We start from the raw sequence: 17,934 nt of genomic DNA on the forward strand, positions 1-17,934 counted from the left end.
ATGTGTCAACAATGAGTGTGTAATTTATGCTTGCAAAACTGTTATACCGGCTGACTAAACGGGAGCATTACACTTGCAGTAAAATATCCCTTTTCATATTCAAAATTCAATACACCATTCTGATTTTCTACAGCAGAACGGACTATTTTTATTCCCAGACCATGATTGGGAACGTCTTCCTTGGTGGTGGAAAGTTCCGGATTTTCGGCGAGAACATTGTGCCCGATCTTATTGCTTATTTTACAGAGCAGATAGTTCTGAACACACTTAATGATAATCTGGATATCTGGTTCAGACTCTGTTTTACTGGCTTCAATGGCATTATCCAGAAGATTCAGAAGAATTGTGCATAGTACTTCTTCATTAATGGAAAGCTGGTCTGGAATAATGATTTCCGTGTAGGTTTTGATATGATATTTTTGTGCTTCCTGTATTTTCCTGTTAAGCAGATAGTCGATTAAGGTATTGCCAGTCTGGATATCTGTAAGTTTGCTCATTTTTTCACCAATAGCTTGGGAAATATAGGCATCGAGCTGTTCATATTTCTTATCGGCAAGGAGCGTCTGGATGTAAAAATAATTATTTTTCAGTTCATGGCGCTCTTTTTTCACCTGCTCCTGAATTTCCAGTGAATAACGGTAACGGGCTAACTGTGTACGGGTCTGGGTCAGGGCATCATCCAGTCTGCGCTGGTCTTCGTAAGAACGGATAATAGTGGCGAGAAAATAGTATATGATGGGGAGATTGGTAAGCAGGATACCGGAAAGTATGGCAATCTGCTGTACGGAATAAGTGGCTTCGCTATTAGAAGAAATCCCGAAAAAAAGTAAAAATCCAATAGGAAAGTAGAGAATAAGTGCTCCTTTAAAACGTGACATGGGAAAAGGAGTGGAAAATCTGACTTTTCGGAATAATCTGGACAAAAGAAAAAGTAAAATATATAAAATGAGTGTTGTAACCATATCAAGAGTACGGTATAAATTCGGTTCCATGGTAAATTCCCTGCTGTAAAGAGGAGAACATACCATTTTGTACAACTGGGTGAATGTCATAAAATACAGAACGTATACCAATTTTGAAAAAAGAGTACCTGCCAGGAAAATATGAGCACAGATAACGGAGATAAAGATAACGCATACAAAATAAAACCAATAAGGAGTCCGTTCGGCACTGGTGAAATTTAGGTAAATAAAAGAGAGTCCCAAGCGGACAGCAATGTATGGAAGTATGGAAAAAAGGATATACAGTATAGAAAAAACTATGTGATTACAGTGAATATTGCGAAAAATTTCTTTGAAACCGCAGAGTATCAGCAAAGTATAGGAAAGAAATGAAAAAATAACAAAGGAATCTAATGTCTGATAAAGCTGGTAAATAGAATTAAACATAAAACCTCCTAAAGCCTTCCTTTACTTCTTCAACTTTTCCACGACTGACGGGTAATTCCTGCCCGTTTGTGAGCTGAAGGGAAGTCTTTCCTATATAGAAAATATGTCGGCAGTTTACAAGATAGCTGCGGTGGATTTTAATAAAACCATGAGCAATAAGGCTTTCTTCCATATCTGAAATTTTGCATTGGACGGTGGAGGTACCACTTGCAGTTACGATCAGACAATTTTTTCGCTGGGCCTCAATATAAAGAATCATGCGGATGTCAAAGGAAAAAATATCACCAGAGCCTGGCTCTGTAATGAAAATAGAGTGTTTAGTCTGTTCACCAAGTTTTTGCGTAACTGCATCTGCAAGTGCAGGTAAAAGCTTCTGATATTCACTTTTCCGAATGAAGCGGAATGGTTGTACCTCGAATGTCTGAAAAACAAGTTCCTCTTTGTTTGAAATAAAAATAACAAGAGTATCAGGGGATTGCTGTCGTATTTTACGGCACACCTGAATGCCGTCAATTCCGGGCATTTCAATATCCAGAAAAATAACATCGTAGTGATAATGTCCATTATAGGTATGTAAAAAATCTTCTCCAGAGGAAAAACTGTCAAATGCAATAGAAACATGACGTTTATTAAATGAATTAATCAATGTATTTTTCAGATAGGACAGAATTTCACATTCATCTTCTACGATAGCTGCCTGGTACATGGTTTCCTCCTTGGAATTATTAATAAAATCAGAAAAATGTTATTTGGCTTCTAACGTTATTATAGCAAAGTATAACACAGTTTTTTCTGCAATTGGTACTCTATTTTAACAACTGGTACCAAAATCAGGAAAAGGGAATTTTTTGTGCTAAGATCTGGCTATCTCAAAGGAGGAGGAAAATATAAAATGATCAAATTAAACATGAGTGACGTAATCAGTGTCCTCAATATGTGCAAACCCTACATCATTACAATTGCCGTGATTCTGGTAATTGGTATCGTGGCTGCGGTTTTGTGCAGAAAACTGGAGCTTCCAAAAAGAAAGCTTGTGAGGGGAAATGCTATCCTGGCAATGATCCTTGGTATTGCGATCGTTGCAAACCTGATCTGTGCAGGACCTATGTCTACCTTACTTACACTGAGTACCCAGGCTGCAGAAACTGTTTCTGATGAGACAACAGAGCAGTCAAATGAAGACTGCAGAACGATTGCAGCAGAGGGAACAGTACTTCTGGAAAACGATGGGATTCTGCCATTAAAGGATAAAAAAAACATTAACGTCTTTGGCTGGGCAAGTGTAAATCCTATTTATGGTGGTTCCGGAGCAGGTGCGTTAAATGATCTGTATGATCGTGTAACCATGCTGGAAGGTCTTGAAAATGCAGGCTTTAAGCTGAACAGCGAGTTGACAGAGCTGTATACCGGCTATGGAAAAGAGCGTGCAAATTATGGAACTGACTGGTCTCTACCAGAGGTTCCTGCGGAAGATTATTCTGATGAACTGATTGAAAATGCGAAAGAATTTTCTGATACTGCCATTGTAACGATTGCAAGATGGGGCGGTGAAGGCAGCGATCTTCCTACAGATATGTCTAAGGTTTCTTACACAAATAATTCTGATTCTTATAATGATTTTGAAGAGGGGCAGCATTATCTGGAGCTTAGCCAGACTGAGAAAAATATGATCGATCTGGTATGTGAAAATTTCGAACATGTAATTCTGGTTTATGATGGACTTTCTACTTTTGAACTGGGATTTGTAGAGGACTATCCACAGATTGAAGGTGTACTCTGGTGTGCTGGTCCAGGACAGACAGGATTTGACAGTCTGGGAAAAATAATCAGTGGTGAGGTAAACCCATCTGGAAAAACTTCTGATACATTTTTATATGATTTAACAGAAACACCTACATGGAATAATTTTGGAGATTTCCAGTATGACAATATGGAAGAGTTCAAAATTGATGAAAGTGACCCATATGTTGGTGGTTGTGTACCGACATTTGTAAATTATGTGGAAGGAATCTATGTTGGATACCGGTTCTATGAGACCGCAGCTACAGAAGGATTTCTTAACTATGATAAGGTAGTAAAATATCCTTTTGGATATGGCTTGAGTTATACTGATTTTACCCAGGAACTGGAATCCACCAGTATGGAAGATGGTAATATTACTCTCAATGTAAAGGTAACCAATACAGGAGATACAGCTGGTAAGGATGTGGTAGAGGTTTATTATAATCCGCCATACACCAATGGTGGAATTGAAAAATCAACTGCAAATCTGATCGGATATGAAAAAACAGATGAGCTGAATCCTGGCGAATCACAGACTGTAACTGTGACTTTTACAGCAGAAGATATGGCTTCTTATGACTATCTGGAAAATGGCTGCTATGTATTGGAAGCAGGAGATTATGAGATCAGTATTAACAGCGATTCCCATAATGTAATTAATTCTGTGACCTATACAGTAAAGGATGACGTTATTTATGACGAGACAAATCCTCGTTCTACAGATCAGACTGCAGCAGTAAATCAGTTTGGTTATGCAGATGGACATCTCACGTATCTGTCTCGTGCAGATGGATTCAAAAATTACGCTGAGACAACAGCTGCACCGGCCAGCATGTCCATGCCAGAGGATTTAAAAGAAGGATTTATTGTTACTTCCAATTACGAAATGCCGGAGATTCCGGATGCCAAAATGCCAGTAACAGGTGCGGATAATGGAATGAAGCTGGCAGAACTCCGTGGTGCGGATTATGATGATGAGCGCTGGGAAACGCTGCTGGATCAGCTTACAATTGATGAAATGCAGGATATGATCGCACATGCTGGTTTCCAGACCGCAGAGGCAAAAAGTGTGGATAAAGTAGCTACTGTTGACTGCGATGGACCATCGGCGGTAAGCAATAACTTTACAGGTGCCGGCTCTGTTGGATTTCCGTCTAACGTTATGATCGCCTGCACCTGGAACAAAGAACTGGCACATACATATGGCTATGATATGGGGAAAATGGCAACTGAGCTTGGCTGCTCCGGATGGTACGCACCGTCTATGAACCTTCACAGAAGTGCTTTCGGCGGACGTACCTATGAATATCCTTCTGAGGATCCGGTACTTGCAGGAACCATGTCTGCGCAGGCTGTAAATGGAGCAGCAGAGAATGGTGTTTACGCATATATGAAACATTTTGCAATGAACGAGCAGGAAACAAATCGCTGGATCATGATCTGTACCTGGTCTAACGAGCAGGCAATGCGTGAACTTTATCTGAAACCGTTCGAGATTTGTGTGAAAAATAGCGATGTTACAGCTGCAATGTCTTCCTTCAATTACATTGGAAATGTATGGGCAGGTGGTAATTATGACCTTCAGACCACGCTTCTTCGCGATGAATGGGGCTTCAAAGGTTTTGTAGAAACTGATTATTTCGCAGGAGCATTTAACATGAATGCGGATCAGGTTATTGCAACTGGCGGCTCCTGTTGCCTTTCAACCTTTGATGTTGGAACAAACTTTGTTTCGGATACTTCAAATCCGTCAGCAGTCCAGTATATGAGAACTGCCTGTAAGAATATTATGTATACAGTTGTAAACAGCAATGCATATGCAGAGGATGCAACCGTAACAATGGCACTTTGGATAAAGATTATGATCGGTGTGGATGTGGCAGTTGCAGTACTTCTGCTCATTCTGGAAATTGTTCTGGTAAAGAAATATAGGAAAAGAAAAAATATCGTAATTATTTCCGAATAAAATCTGAAAAATGGCTCATAGGTTTTGCTTTTTATTGGCGGAACCTGTGAGCTGTTTTATTTGTGGGGAAAATTTTTTTTGGTGTACATTTTGCATAAAAAGAACAAATGCTATTTGTATAGAATGACAAATAAAAATTAAGACTGAAAATGTATTTTGTCGTTAACGTCAAAAAAAAGACTGTTCACGTCGTTCTTTCCCCAGTTGCTTCAAAATAAGTTACACTATACGCAGATTAAGATTGGAGAAGTCTGTGAGAATACGAAAGGAGCAGTTTACCTTATGCAGAAAATTGATTTTAATAAAGGCTGGATGTGCAAGTGTCTTACCCGTGAGGAGAAAGCCTATCCGGTGACTTTGCCACATGATGCCATGCTTAGCGAGCCACGTACCCAGGAGAGTACCGGTGAGGGCAATATTGGATGGTACATTGGCGGTGACTATGAATATACTAAGAATTTCTTTGTGCCAGAGGAGTACAAAGATAAGAAAGTTCTTATTGAATTTGAAGGCGTTTACCATAATGGAGAGGTTTACATAAATGGAAAAAAGGCTGCGTACCGTCCATATGGATACACAAATTTCTATGTGAATACAGATGGATTTTTTAAGTGTGGGGAAGAGAACGAAATCAAGGTAATTGCTCATAATGCAGACCAGCCAAACAGCCGTTGGTATCCGGGAACCGGAATCTACCGTCCGGCTTATCTGCATGTTGGCGGGGAAAAATATATCCCAGTAAATGGCGTGAAAATTCGGACCTTAAGCTATGATCCTGCGAGAATTGAGGTTGTGGTGAAGACTTCCATGCCAGGGGAGGTTTCTCTGAAAATTGAATTTGAAGGAAGCAAGGTGCTGACTGCGATTGGTGAGAGTGCAGAAGACCAGGCAATCTTCCAGCTGGATGTTCCAAACGCAAAACTCTGGGACACTGAGCATCCAAATCTTTATACCTGTAAAGCAACTTTCAGTGATGATGAAGTAACGGAAACCTTTGGAATCCGTGAATTAGTCTGGAACCCACAGGTGGGAATGACCATCAATGGAAAGCGTGTGATTCTCCGCGGAGCATGCTTCCACCATGACAATGGCGTGCTTGGAGCCTGCACTTATCCGGAAGCAGAAGAACGTAAAATGCGTATTTTCAAAGAAAATGGATACAATGCAGTCCGTTCAGCTCATTACCCATGTTCCAAGGCACTTCTGGATGCCTGTGACCGTGTGGGTATGCTGATGATGGATGAGTATGTGGATGTGTGGTATATCCATAAGACCAAGTATGATTATGCAGGACAGCTTGCTGACTGGTGGAGAGAAGACTTAAAAGACATGGTAGATAAGGATTATAACCATCCAAGTGTGATCATGTATTCTACCGGAAATGAGGTTGCAGAGACTGCCCAGAAGAAGGGAATCGCCCTTACAAAGGATATGACAGAGCATCTTCACAGCCTGGATTCCACCCGTCCGGTTACCTGCGGAATCAATATTTTCTTTAACTTCTTAAGTTCTATCGGACTGGGCGTTTACAGTGATGACAAGGCAGAGAAGAGTGCTGGAAATGCAGAGAAAAATGCAGCACAGGCAGAGAAAAAGAATGCCGGAAGTGGAAAAAACAGCGCGAATGAAGAAAATACACAGGGTGTTAATGCGAAACCTGCAAAGAAGAAAAAACCAGTAGGAAGTGAGTTCTACAATACCCTTGCCTGCCTGGTGGGAGACTATTTCATGAAATGCGGAGCCACCCTTTACCCATGCGATCTGAAGACAAAGGATGCCTACGCAAACATGGATATTGCAGGTTACAATTACGGTATTTTCCGCTACAAACATGACCTGAAAAAATATCCCAATCGTCTGATCCTTGGAAGTGAAACCTTCTGCAAGGATGCATACAGTTTCTGGGAGATTGCCAAGAAAAATCCACGTATTATCGGTGATTTCGTCTGGGCTGGCTGGGATTATATCGGTGAAGTTGGAGATGGCGCAGCCGAATACTCCGATTATAAATTTGAAGATCCATCCACCAGAATGACCGGTGGAAACGGTAGAATCGACTTGAATGGAAAACCTCGTGCAGAGGCTGCCTACACAAGGGTAGCGTTCGAAAGAGAGACAGGTCCGTTTATCGCAGTAGACCCTGTTTATCAGAAAGAAAAGCTTCGTCTTACTGGCTGGCAGCTTACAAAAGCTCTGGAAAGCTGGGCCTGGAGAGGGTGCAATGGCGAACCGGCGAAGGTAGAGGTTTATGCAAGAGCCGCCCAGGTAGAGCTGTTTATTAACGGCAAGAGCATCGGCAGAAAGGCTGTGAAAAAGTGCCGGGCAAACTTCAATACCACTTATCAGGATGGCGAGATCACAGCTGTTTCTTATGACGAAAATGGAAAAGAAATCAACCGTTATTCTCTTCAGACTGCAGGCAGTGATACCATTCTTCAGGTAAGACCAGAAGAAAAATCCGTGGAACCGGAAGGTCTTGCTTTTGTCCAGTTACAGTACACTGACAGCAAGGGTATCTGGAAGCCGATGGAGAAGCATAATCTGAAAGTAAGTGTTGAGAACGGAATTCTGAAAGGTCTGGGCAGCCCGGCTCCTTATGTGAAAGGAAATTACACAGACGATACAGTGGCAACTTACTATGGTGAGGCCATGGCGGTTGTTCGGGCGGATGGAAACGGGCCGGTGAAGGTGACTGTGACGGATGAGACGCGGTCCTATGTAGTTGAAATTCCATGTAAATAAAGCGTATAATTGCTATTTAATGTGCTGGATGTCGATTACCGGACGCGGTCTGGCAATGTATATTCACCGCCGTGCGGAGCAACGTTCCGCCGAACTAGCTACTAACTTCGACTAAGACGCTCGGGAGAGCTCTCGCGCCAAGTCTACGTAAGCATCGGATTTCAGCTACACTAAAACCGCTCCTGAAATGCACGGCTACGTGAATATACATTGCCAAATCGCTGGTTATCGACAACTGGTTAGAATCGCGATTTCTCAACACATTAAATAGCAAATCTGAATGAGTAATAAAAGTAGAAAGAGGCGTACCAAATGAAGAAAAAAGGTCTTATCATCGGCGGCATCTGTCTTGCCGCCGTAGCAGGAATACTTGGCTACAATCACGAGGCTGTACGTGTGGTTTTCCACAATGTGTATGATCCGGCGGTTAAATTAGATGATTCCACAGAATGGGCAGGAGGAAAATCCTACGAAAAACTCCAGTATTCAGAAGTATCCGAAAATGATTATTTGGACTTATATGTGCCAGAAAGTGATAAGCCAATGCCACTTATCGTATTGGTACATGGTGGCGGCTTCGTATTCAATGACAGCCAGTCACGTCAGGCGCAGCTGATGTACCGCTATTTCCGGGATCATGGATATGCATGTGCATCTATCAATTACCGTCTTGCCCAGGAAGCTGCATTCCCGGCAGGGGTGGAAGATGTAAAATCTGCGATCCGGTTCCTTCGTGCCAACGCAGAGGAATATGGCTACGATCCGGAACGCTTTGCTATCTGGGGAGAATCCGCAGGCGGTTATCTTTCTGTAATCTGCGGTGCGTCCAACGACGATGAATTTAACAGTGTGCCGTTTATCGGAGAAGACGAGAAGAACCCGGTTTCCAGCCAGGTACAGGTAATTCTGGATTATTATGGATGCATGGAATTTGGAACACAGGCAGCAGATTATAAGGAACTGAAGATCCCGAAGATTGTCCAGTGGGCTTCCGGCCTGTGGCTGACCGATGCTATTAAGGACACTGGATTTAATGATGTAGAATCCTACTGGATGCGCAAGGACGTAAATACCCTTACCCAGGAAGAAAAGGATGCTTATAGCCCATTGTATTATGTCAAAAAGAACTTTACCCCGGAAAACAGCCCGAATGTGCTGATCTGGCATGGGGATGCAGATTTGAGCGTTCCGTATCTACAGTCTGAGCGACTGAATGAGCTGATGACTGAGCAGATCGGAGCAGACAAGGTGGAGTACAGGCTTTTCCATAATTTCAAGCATGCGGCAGACCAGCTGTACAGTGATGAAAACCTGGGAATACTGAAAGCGTATCTGGATGAAAAATTATAATACTTATATCTGAACTGAAGAATAGATCATACAATTTAAAATTGTGTAAGAAATTGTAAAATGGAGACAGGCTTGTCTGGAAATTGAGTTTTCCAGATGCGCCTGTTTTTCTTCTGAAAACCTGTAAAAAAACCTCTGAAGCCTTGAAAATACAATGTTTTTTTGCTATGCTAATTATATTTGCGTAAGTGTAGTTATCAAGCATTATTTACAAACAGAGGAGTACCATGAAAATCGAGAAGAGACTATGGATATCATTGGTTGCGTTTGGAGTGTTTGCCATTTGTTTCAGTGGATGGATATTCAGCCAGAGTACAGCGAAGGAAAAATTATTCTGGGATAACACAGTCAGGTTTGCGACCAGAGAACTTAATGAGGAGGAAGTTACCACAGAAAGCATTTCGCTTCCTGCGGAATTTGATGTTCCAAAATCCATATTATTTAAAACAACCCATACCATTGCGGAAGTCTGGCTGGATGGAAAAATGATCTACCAGTATGGTGAGGAAGAAAGTGCACCTAAATTTATGAAATCTCCGGGAAGCTGCTGGCATATCGTAGACATTCCTGGAAACAGTGCAGGTAAAAGCCTGGAAATCCGAATCATTCCGGTCTATGATGATTTCACTGGAAATTTGGACAGTATTGTGTATGGAACCAGGGGAGACTGTATTCTGAAGATTCTCACAGACAGCCTTGCAATCCTGATTATCAGCTGTGGCATTTTGTTTATGGGTGTAATCAGTCTGATCCTTTATTTTACGGCGGTGCGCAAACGAAATAAAGAAAAAACAGAAGCAAAAATCGAGATGTTCTTGAACCTTGGAATCTTTTCCATGCTGGTTGCAATCTGGACTTTAGGACAGTGTGGTTTCCTACAGTTTGTGATACCGGATGGAAGAACCTTGTATTTTGTGGATTTCTTCAGCTTTTTCCTGTTTCCGGTGCCTTTTAATTTCCTGTTGTACGACATTTGCAAAAGCAAATACCGAAGAGGTGCATTATATCTGGCAATGCTTTACCTGACCAATATGGCGGCAGATATGCTGCTCCAGTGTCTGGGAATCGTGGATATTTTCCAGATCCTTTTTGTAACCCATATTCTGCTGATCGCAAATGTTATCTATATGATTGTGATCATTCATTATGAAGCCGGAAAGCTGGAAAATGAAAGTGCCAGGGAATTTAAATATCCCATGTATAGCATTATGCTGTTTGGCGTACTGGAGCTTATTCTTTATTATGTCCGGAAATTCCAGACTACATCCATATTTTTGCCAATCGGAACCATGCTGTTTATTATCATGCTGATCTGGATTCAGGTGTATCGTTATTATGACCAGTATATTCAGAAGCAGAAGCTGGTTTATCTGCAGAAAATGGCGAACATGGATATGCTTACGGAGGCTATGAACCGGAATGCTTACGAGAACATGATCAAATACCTGGATGAACAGGAGATTGAGCTTCAGACCACAGGTGTGGTATTGTTTGATCTTGATAATCTGAAGGTAATCAATGATAATTATGGCCATGCGAAAGGGGATGAGGCCCTGAAGCTTTGCTATCAGTGTATCAGAAGAGCGTTTAAGAATGAGACCAGCTGTTTCCGTATCGGAGGGGATGAGTTTGCGTATGTTTATCACAGTGAGGAAAAAGACCAGATTCCTGCGTGCATAAGCTCGTTAGAGCGCATTCTTGAGGAAACAGCCCAGACACTCAGCTATCCGTTAAGCGTTTCCACTGGGTATGCTTATTATATCCCGGATACGGATATTGATTTTAAGGATATTGTGAGACGAAGTGATACCATGCTGTACCGCCAGAAGCGACGGAAAAAAGTGGTGCGGTCAACGGAAAATGAGAGCTCCCTTTCCTATATGGAAAAGCGTCCCGCAGAAGATATAATTGACGAAGTAATCCTTCATGAGCAGAAATACCAGGATATGTCTTTGGATGAGCTGTGCAGGATCATTGACCTGATCAGCCCGACCACAGATAATTATCCCTATATCATTGATTTCAGAACGGATTTCTATTATATTGCACCCCAGGCTCTGGAGCGTTTCTGCATTCCGAAAAACGCGTTCCACAAGGTAATGGAATACCACAGACAGTTTGTATATGGCCCGGATTATGCGGATCTGAGAGCGGAATTTGATGATCTGATCAATACAGACCGTTGTCTTCACAGCATGGAGTACCGCTGGATGGACCTGAAAAAAATGCCAGTCTGGATCAACTGCAAGGGCTATGTGGTACGCGATGATGAAAAAAAACCAATTTATATGATTGGTTGTGTAAATGAGATCGGTGCGAAACAAAAAGCTGATAATGTAAGTGGTCTTCTGGGAGAAACAGGATTCCGGGAATATATAGAACAGCCGGTACCAGACTGGCAGAAAGGCTGCCTGCTGCGTGTTGGAATCGATCATTTCAAAGAAATCAACGAAAACTCCGGTCAGGAGTACGGGGACTTTGTTCTGAGGGAAACAGCAGCATGTATTTCCAGCTGTCTGTCCGCAGATCAGAAAATTTATAAATTGCTTGCGGATGAGTTTATGATACTGGACGTTTCCTCTAATAACGTTATGGAAATGGAAAAGCTATATACCAGAATCAGGGAAGCGATTGACGGTTTTATTGAGGACAATGATTTTGATGTTATGTTCACTGTTTCGGGAGGTGTTTTGCCCCTTCATGATTCCAGGGAGCTTTCCTATTCAGAACTTATGAAACTGACGGATTTTTCCCTGAATGAGGCGAAGAAGCGTGGAAGGAACTGTTGTTATGTATTTGATGAAAAAGATTATCAGAGATTTTTGCGGAAACGAGAGCTGACACAGGAACTGAGGGAGTCAGTAAGCGCTGGATGTAAAGGCTTTCAGGCGTTTTATCAGCCGGTGTTTGAATTTACAGATGGAAAGCTTTGCGGAGCAGAAGCATTGATGAGATATACCTCGGAAAAGCTTGGAATGGTTTCTCCGGTAGAGTTTATCCCTATTCTGGAGGAAACAGGCCTGATCATTCCGGCTGGCCGCTGGATGATGCGGGAGGCTATGAATAAATGTAGTAAGATCCGTGAGAAAATTTCCGGATTTAAGGTAAACATCAATATTTCCCAGGTACAGGCTGCCAAGTCTGATGTGATCCTGGACATCACTGCAGAACTGGAAAAAGCAGGACTTCCAACAGATGCGATCAATATTGAGCTGACGGAAAGCGATCTGCTTGAAACCAACATAAACGAGAAGCACTTCCTGACCGAGATGAAGCGGATGGGAATCAAGCTGGCACTGGATGATTTCGGAACCGGTTATTCCAATTTCCATTATCTCAGCGAGTTGAATCCGGAAATCATCAAAATAGACCGTTCTTTCACAGCAAGTGCTGTGGCAGACGAAAAAGAGTATTATCTGCTGAAGCAGTTCTGTACCATGATCCATAACCTTGGTCTGAAGCTTTGCATCGAGGGCGTGGAAAATGAGGAAGAATGGGCGAAGATCAAACTGCTTGCGCCAGAATTCGGACAGGGATACTTCTGGGGAAAACCCTGCGGGTATGAGGACTTCGTGAGACAGTTTGTGGAGAAGAATTAATTAAAAAATCTGGCATGCGGACAGTTAGTCCGGTGCCGGATTTTTTTGCTATAAAAGCAGGAAGAAAAAGTTTTTAAAACAGATTTTAAAAGCTTTGAAAAAATAGAAGTTTTTTAAATGCATTGTGAAAAGTATTTTCAAATCAGATGACATCTTCTATAATGAAAAAAGACGATATTTAAGAAAATGCATGCAAAAGATAAATTGCAGGGGTGGTTAAATGAAAAACCAATACAATAAAACGATTACAGCCTGTTTCGTAGGCTATATTGTTCAGGCAGTGGTAAATAATTTTGTACCATTGTTGTTTCTAATGTTTCAGAGAACCTATGATGTTCCGCTGAATCAGATCACATTGCTGGTAACATTTAATTTTGGAATACAGTTATTGGTGGACCTTCTTTCAGTGGGATTCGTAGATAAAATAGGATACCGTGCTTCCATGTTGCTGGCACATATTTTATCAGCTGCGGGACTGATCCTTCTTACGATTTTACCGGAGCTTTTACCAGTGCCATTTGTTGGAATATTGATTTCTGTAATGATTTATGCCATTGGTGGAGGACTTCTGGAAGTTCTTGTCAGTCCGGTGGTGGAAGCGTGTCCTTCGGACAACAAAGAAAAAGCAATGAGTATGCTTCATTCTTTTTATTGTTGGGGCCATGCAGGAGTTGTGCTGATATCAACCGTTTTTTTCAGTGTGGTGGGAATAGAGCATTGGAAAATATTAGCTGTTATCTGGGCTTTGATTCCAATTGGGAACGCTTTTGCTTTTGCGAAAGTGCCTATTGCACCATTGATCGAGGATGGTGAAGCCGGACTGGGCTTAAAGGAATTGCTGCGGATGAAAATATTCTGGATCTTACTGGTGATGATGATCTGTGCTGGGGCAAGTGAACAGGCAGTAAGCCAATGGGCATCTACATTTGCTGAAAAAGGTCTTAGTATTTCCAAAACAGCAGGGGATCTGGCAGGACCTATGGCGTTTGCGATTCTGATGGGATTGTCAAGATTGTTCTATGGGAAGTATGGAGACCGTATTCGTTTAGACCATTTTATGATTTATAGCAGTATTCTGTGTATATTGTCTTATCTGGGAATTTCCCTTTTCGAACTTCCGCAGCTTAGTCTGGTAGCCTGTGCTGTTTGTGGATTATCTGTTGGAATCATGTGGCCCGGAACGTTTAGTAAGGCTTCCGCTGCTTTGCCAAAAGGTGGAACAGCCCTGTTTGCTTTATTGGCCTTGGGCGGAGATCTGGGCTGTGCAGGCGGTCCGACGCTGGTGGGAATGATATCAGGAGCATTGGGAGACAATCTGAAGATGGGAATTCTGGCAGGTACTATCTTTCCGGTATTGTTGCTTGTGGGGATTGTTTTTTGTAGAAAGGTTAAAGCGGATTAGCATAGCGGCGAAGGTATATTTTGTAAGAGAAAGAAGCTTCATGGAGATTTGAATCCATGGAGCTTTTTTCTGTTTACGTATTACAAGAAAAAGCATAAATAATAGTTATAAAAATCTGCGCATAATCAGAAAAACTGAATAGTTAATACTTGCGTATAATTTGGAAGATTTATGGTATCTATTATAACTGATTCATAACAAAACGGTAATCTGTAGGTGTCATCTGAAAATTATTATAGAAAACCTGATTGAAATATTTGGTTGAAGTATACCCAACTTTTTCCGAAATATCGGATACCTTCATCGTAGTGTGGGCAAGAAGATCTTTGGCAGCTTCCATGCGCCGTTCCGTGAGCAATTGGGAAAAGCCCATGGAGAGCTCTTTTTTTAGCAGTCTGGAAACATAAGAACTGTTGCGATTGATAAACTCAGCGGCATCGTTCAGACCGATTTGTTTATCGTAATTTTTATTTATATATTCCATGACTGAGTTTACTATGATTCCGGTGTTGCGTGTGGTGGCACTGGACAGTTCTTGAATAATATTTTTAATACAGTTGGAAAAAACAGTCCGGCTATGTTCTGCACAAGGGCTTTCAAGGCAATAGCGGGTAATAGGGTGAGTAAGGTAACTGCTATCAGTTGGATCATCCAGAAAATTTTTTAATTGGATATGAAGGTTTAATTCTATCAGTTTAATAGCATCTTGCTGTGTAAGAAGATTTTCGTTATGTATCAAATCGAAGAAGGCATCGCCAACCTCTAACGCATCAGAAAGATTGCGTGTTTGAATTGCATTGATCAGGTTGGAAATAATTTCATTGATTTCAATAATGCTAGAACTGTAATCATTTATTTCTGCGAAAAAAAGAATACTGTCTTCCTGTGAGCATGCATCAGATGCTTTGTAAGAAAAGCAATACTGTATCTGTTTGTTAAGTTTTGGAAACTGTTGAATAGAATTTCCTGGTTCACTGATTCCTACGGTGATAGAAGAAAAAAGCTTTTCTTTGGCATAGCATACTAAAGAAGTGGCAAAATTTCTGGCTCTTGCGGCAGGATTTTCAGCAGTAACGGGCAACAGAATGTAAACGATATTTCCAACATAACAAGATGCAATTCCTTCGTATTCTTTATTAATCTTTTTGGACAAAGAATAGGAAATGTAATATTCCTGGTTTTGCAGAATATTCATGCGGTTTGTAGTGTTACATTTTATGCCAATTAAGTAAAAGAAATCCGGGTTTAATCCAAGCGAGATACATTGCCGGAGCAATTCGGGTGAAAAGCTTGTAATAGGATTAATCAACAATGTTTCCATAAACTGTTTTTTTAGGAGAGTCTGATTTTCTTTGAAAAATTTGGAAAGCATTTCCTTCTGCTTTTCTGTATTTTCCTGTTCCTGTAGAGTATTTATAGCTTTTTTTAGACAGCTAAGAAAAGTTTCGCTGTTTAAAGGCTTGAGAAGATAATCAAAAGCATCATATTTCAATGCTGCCTGTGCATATGAAAATTCAGAATATCCAGATACAAAAATAACGAGGAGTTTTAATTGTGTTTCATATATTTTCTGAAGAAGATCGATTCCATTTTCACATGGCATTTGAATATCTGTAAACAGAATATTTGGTTTTTCTGTCTGGATAATTGTCCAAGCATCAGATACATTATTGGCAGTCAAAAGCGCGTGGCAATTAAATTCAGATTGCTTTATTATATTTTCCATTGCCCGAAGTGCGATTATTTCATCATCTACAAGTAAGATTTTCATTTTTAAATTCCTGCTTTCTCAATAGGTTTTTCAACTAAAGTGAGTGGGAGACGGATGGTAATGCATGCACCATTGTTTTCATTATTACTTAGGATTAAGCCGTGTTTTTCGCCATAATAGAGCTTCAGCCGTTTATCAATATTGTAAAGACCGTAAGATGTAGCTGGTTTTTGTTTGGAGTTATCATCAAAATTATCAAGAAAATCTTGTGAAAAACCTGGCCCATTGTCTTTTACGCATATCTGAAAGTGTGCTTCCTTAATACTTCCTAGTATAGCAATTATTCCTTTGCCTGATATTTTCGAAGTGCCATGGATAACTGCATTTTCAATCAGAGGCTGAATGATAAGCTTAGGAATGTAGTAATGGTATAACGATTGAGGAATATCAATTAAGATAGACAGATTGTCTCCGAAGCGGAGTTTCTGTATGTAAGTATATTCTTTTACATAATAGAAGGTTTCTTCAATCGTGCTAAAAGGGTCGCCCTTTAGGGACATGCGTTCAATGTCTGCAAGAGCATTCAGTGCATGATGACATTCTTCTTTTCTGTCCATATCTACCAGACCGGAAATACAGTTTAAAGTATTATAGAGAAAATGAGGGTTTATTTGTGCCTGAAGACTTTCAATCTCTATATTTTTTGTAAGAATTTCCTGCTCATGAATTTTTTCGGACAGAGTATGGATTCTGGAAAGTGTCTGGTTATATACGTTTGACAGTTCTGCAAATTCAATGGAGCTATCCATATGGATGAAAGCATCCTTGTTAATTGCCTTGGTTTTATTCAGCTTTTTCATAAAATATCCAAATTCGTTTGCAATGCTTCTGGAAATAAAGCTGGTTGCAGTGATAATTGCAAATAGAGAAAGGATAGATGGAAAAAGCAGCAGGATAATGAACAGCCGTGCATCCTTATAAACTAGGGATTGGTTAGTTATCAATAACAATTTCAGATTGTTTATGTTAGTGGAAATTGGCGTTGCGGTGTATTTACAATTCTGAGCACTTAGGCTTTCAGAATGTATTAGATTTAAAATATTTTGAACGGAAAGCTCCGTAGTATTTCTAAAAATGTGATTATCGCTGTCAATTAAAACAAATTGGTATACATTATTGTTAAGAGAAAAAATTTTATCAAATACAAAACTTTTAGGTTCTACAATTAGGGTACCAAGATAATTTTTTCCTGTGGTTGCTGTTTTGCCAGTCCATTGGTAAATATTTCGGCACATATACAATTTATCTGAATTGTCAGGAGTTTTGAAAAGAAAAGGAAGCCCATGATAGTTTTCGCTTTTCCTCATAAGTTCATCTGTATAAGTGTGGGAAAAACCAGATACTGATTTTGAGGAGTAACTGGATGCCGAAATCAGTTTTCCACTGTTGGTGAGGAAAAATATATTGTCGGAATAGTTAGCACTTAAGGAAGGATAATATGGAGCATCGTTAAGCAAAAGTTGTTGAGTTTCCTGTCCATCATCTTTGTTAGCATTTACCAGTACGTTCTGGGTTGAGTTTTTATAAAAGAAAATATTTGAATCAGAGGTAAACTGATCAAAATAGGATTCCAGGGAAGCAAGGGCAGAACTGGTGTAGGCTGCCTCCTGATGAGCAGAAGATTCCCGTACAGAATGGAAATAAAACATTGTATCAATTGCCCCTATGGAAAGAAATGTGATCAATAAAATAGGGATTACATAACGTGTGTATTTTATCCGGATACTAACAGGGGAAGTTTTTTTCTTTTTCATAAAGACCTCTTTTCTATGTAAAAGCTATTTATGGATGTCTTACTTGATTTTTATTATAACATACTGAATTTAGAAAAAAAGAAGAGGTAAAAAAATTGGTAAAGGATGTCATTTTTCTGGAATCGAAAAGTAACGTATAAAGGAATATAATAAAGACATCAAAAAACAGGAGGGTTTTAC

9 protein-coding genes are annotated in these 17,934 nt (G+C 40.4%); 5 read left to right on the forward strand and 4 right to left on the reverse strand.

Annotation, left to right across the window (positions count from 1 at the left end; translation table 11 throughout):
- Nucleotides 1-41: 41 nt before the first annotated feature.
- Both ACTQWB_RS04340 and ACTQWB_RS04345 read right to left on the reverse strand, forming a co-directional pair.
- Complete coding sequence (locus ACTQWB_RS04340; RefSeq protein ID WP_441500539.1) at nucleotides 42-992, reverse strand: sensor histidine kinase; 951 nt, start codon at nucleotides 990-992, stop codon at nucleotides 42-44.
- A gap of 388 nt (nucleotides 993-1,380) precedes the next feature.
- Complete coding sequence (locus ACTQWB_RS04345) at nucleotides 1,381-2,094, reverse strand: LytR/AlgR family response regulator transcription factor (RefSeq protein WP_441500540.1); 714 nt, start codon at nucleotides 2,092-2,094, stop codon at nucleotides 1,381-1,383.
- A 186-nt stretch (nucleotides 2,095-2,280) separates the two neighbouring features.
- Between ACTQWB_RS04345 and ACTQWB_RS04350 the strand changes: the two genes are divergently transcribed.
- The 5 genes from ACTQWB_RS04350 to ACTQWB_RS04370 all read left to right on the forward strand — a co-directional run bounded on the left by ACTQWB_RS04350 (nucleotide 2,281) and on the right by ACTQWB_RS04370 (nucleotide 14,229).
- Nucleotides 2,281-5,136, forward strand: coding sequence for a glycoside hydrolase family 3 C-terminal domain-containing protein (locus tag ACTQWB_RS04350; protein ID WP_441500541.1), 2,856 nt, complete (start codon nucleotides 2,281-2,283; stop codon nucleotides 5,134-5,136).
- A gap of 282 nt (nucleotides 5,137-5,418) precedes the next feature.
- Entirely contained in the window at nucleotides 5,419-7,878 is a 2,460-nt protein-coding gene (locus ACTQWB_RS04355) for a glycoside hydrolase family 2 TIM barrel-domain containing protein (protein WP_441500542.1), read from the forward strand.
- A gap of 312 nt (nucleotides 7,879-8,190) precedes the next feature.
- Nucleotides 8,191-9,228 carry an alpha/beta hydrolase fold domain-containing protein gene (locus tag ACTQWB_RS04360; protein ID WP_441500543.1) on the forward strand — a complete coding sequence of 346 codons (1,038 nt, stop codon included), beginning with the start codon at nucleotides 8,191-8,193 and terminating at the stop codon, nucleotides 9,226-9,228.
- A 227-nt stretch (nucleotides 9,229-9,455) separates the two neighbouring features.
- Entirely contained in the window at nucleotides 9,456-12,827 is a 3,372-nt protein-coding gene (locus ACTQWB_RS04365; RefSeq protein ID WP_441500544.1) for a bifunctional diguanylate cyclase/phosphodiesterase, read from the forward strand.
- Nucleotides 12,828-13,047: 220 nt separating this feature from the next.
- A complete protein-coding gene (locus ACTQWB_RS04370) occupies nucleotides 13,048-14,229 on the forward strand; it encodes an MFS transporter (RefSeq protein WP_441500545.1) in 1,182 nt (393 codons plus the stop codon).
- Nucleotides 14,230-14,410: 181 nt separating this feature from the next.
- Here ACTQWB_RS04370 and ACTQWB_RS04375 read toward each other — a convergent pair whose 3' ends face one another.
- Together ACTQWB_RS04375 and ACTQWB_RS04380 are read right to left on the reverse strand one after the other, a co-directional pair.
- Nucleotides 14,411-16,000 carry a response regulator transcription factor gene (locus ACTQWB_RS04375; RefSeq protein WP_441500546.1) on the reverse strand — a complete coding sequence of 530 codons (1,590 nt, stop codon included), beginning with the start codon at nucleotides 15,998-16,000 and terminating at the stop codon, nucleotides 14,411-14,413.
- Between the two features lie 2 nt (nucleotides 16,001-16,002).
- Entirely contained in the window at nucleotides 16,003-17,754 is a 1,752-nt protein-coding gene (locus ACTQWB_RS04380) for a sensor histidine kinase (protein WP_441500547.1), read from the reverse strand.
- Between the last annotated feature and the right edge of the window lie 180 nt (nucleotides 17,755-17,934).

Source organism: Blautia sp. HCP3S3_H10_2, assembly GCF_052122375.1.
Classification (GTDB): domain Bacteria; phylum Bacillota; class Clostridia; order Lachnospirales; family Lachnospiraceae; genus Blautia_A.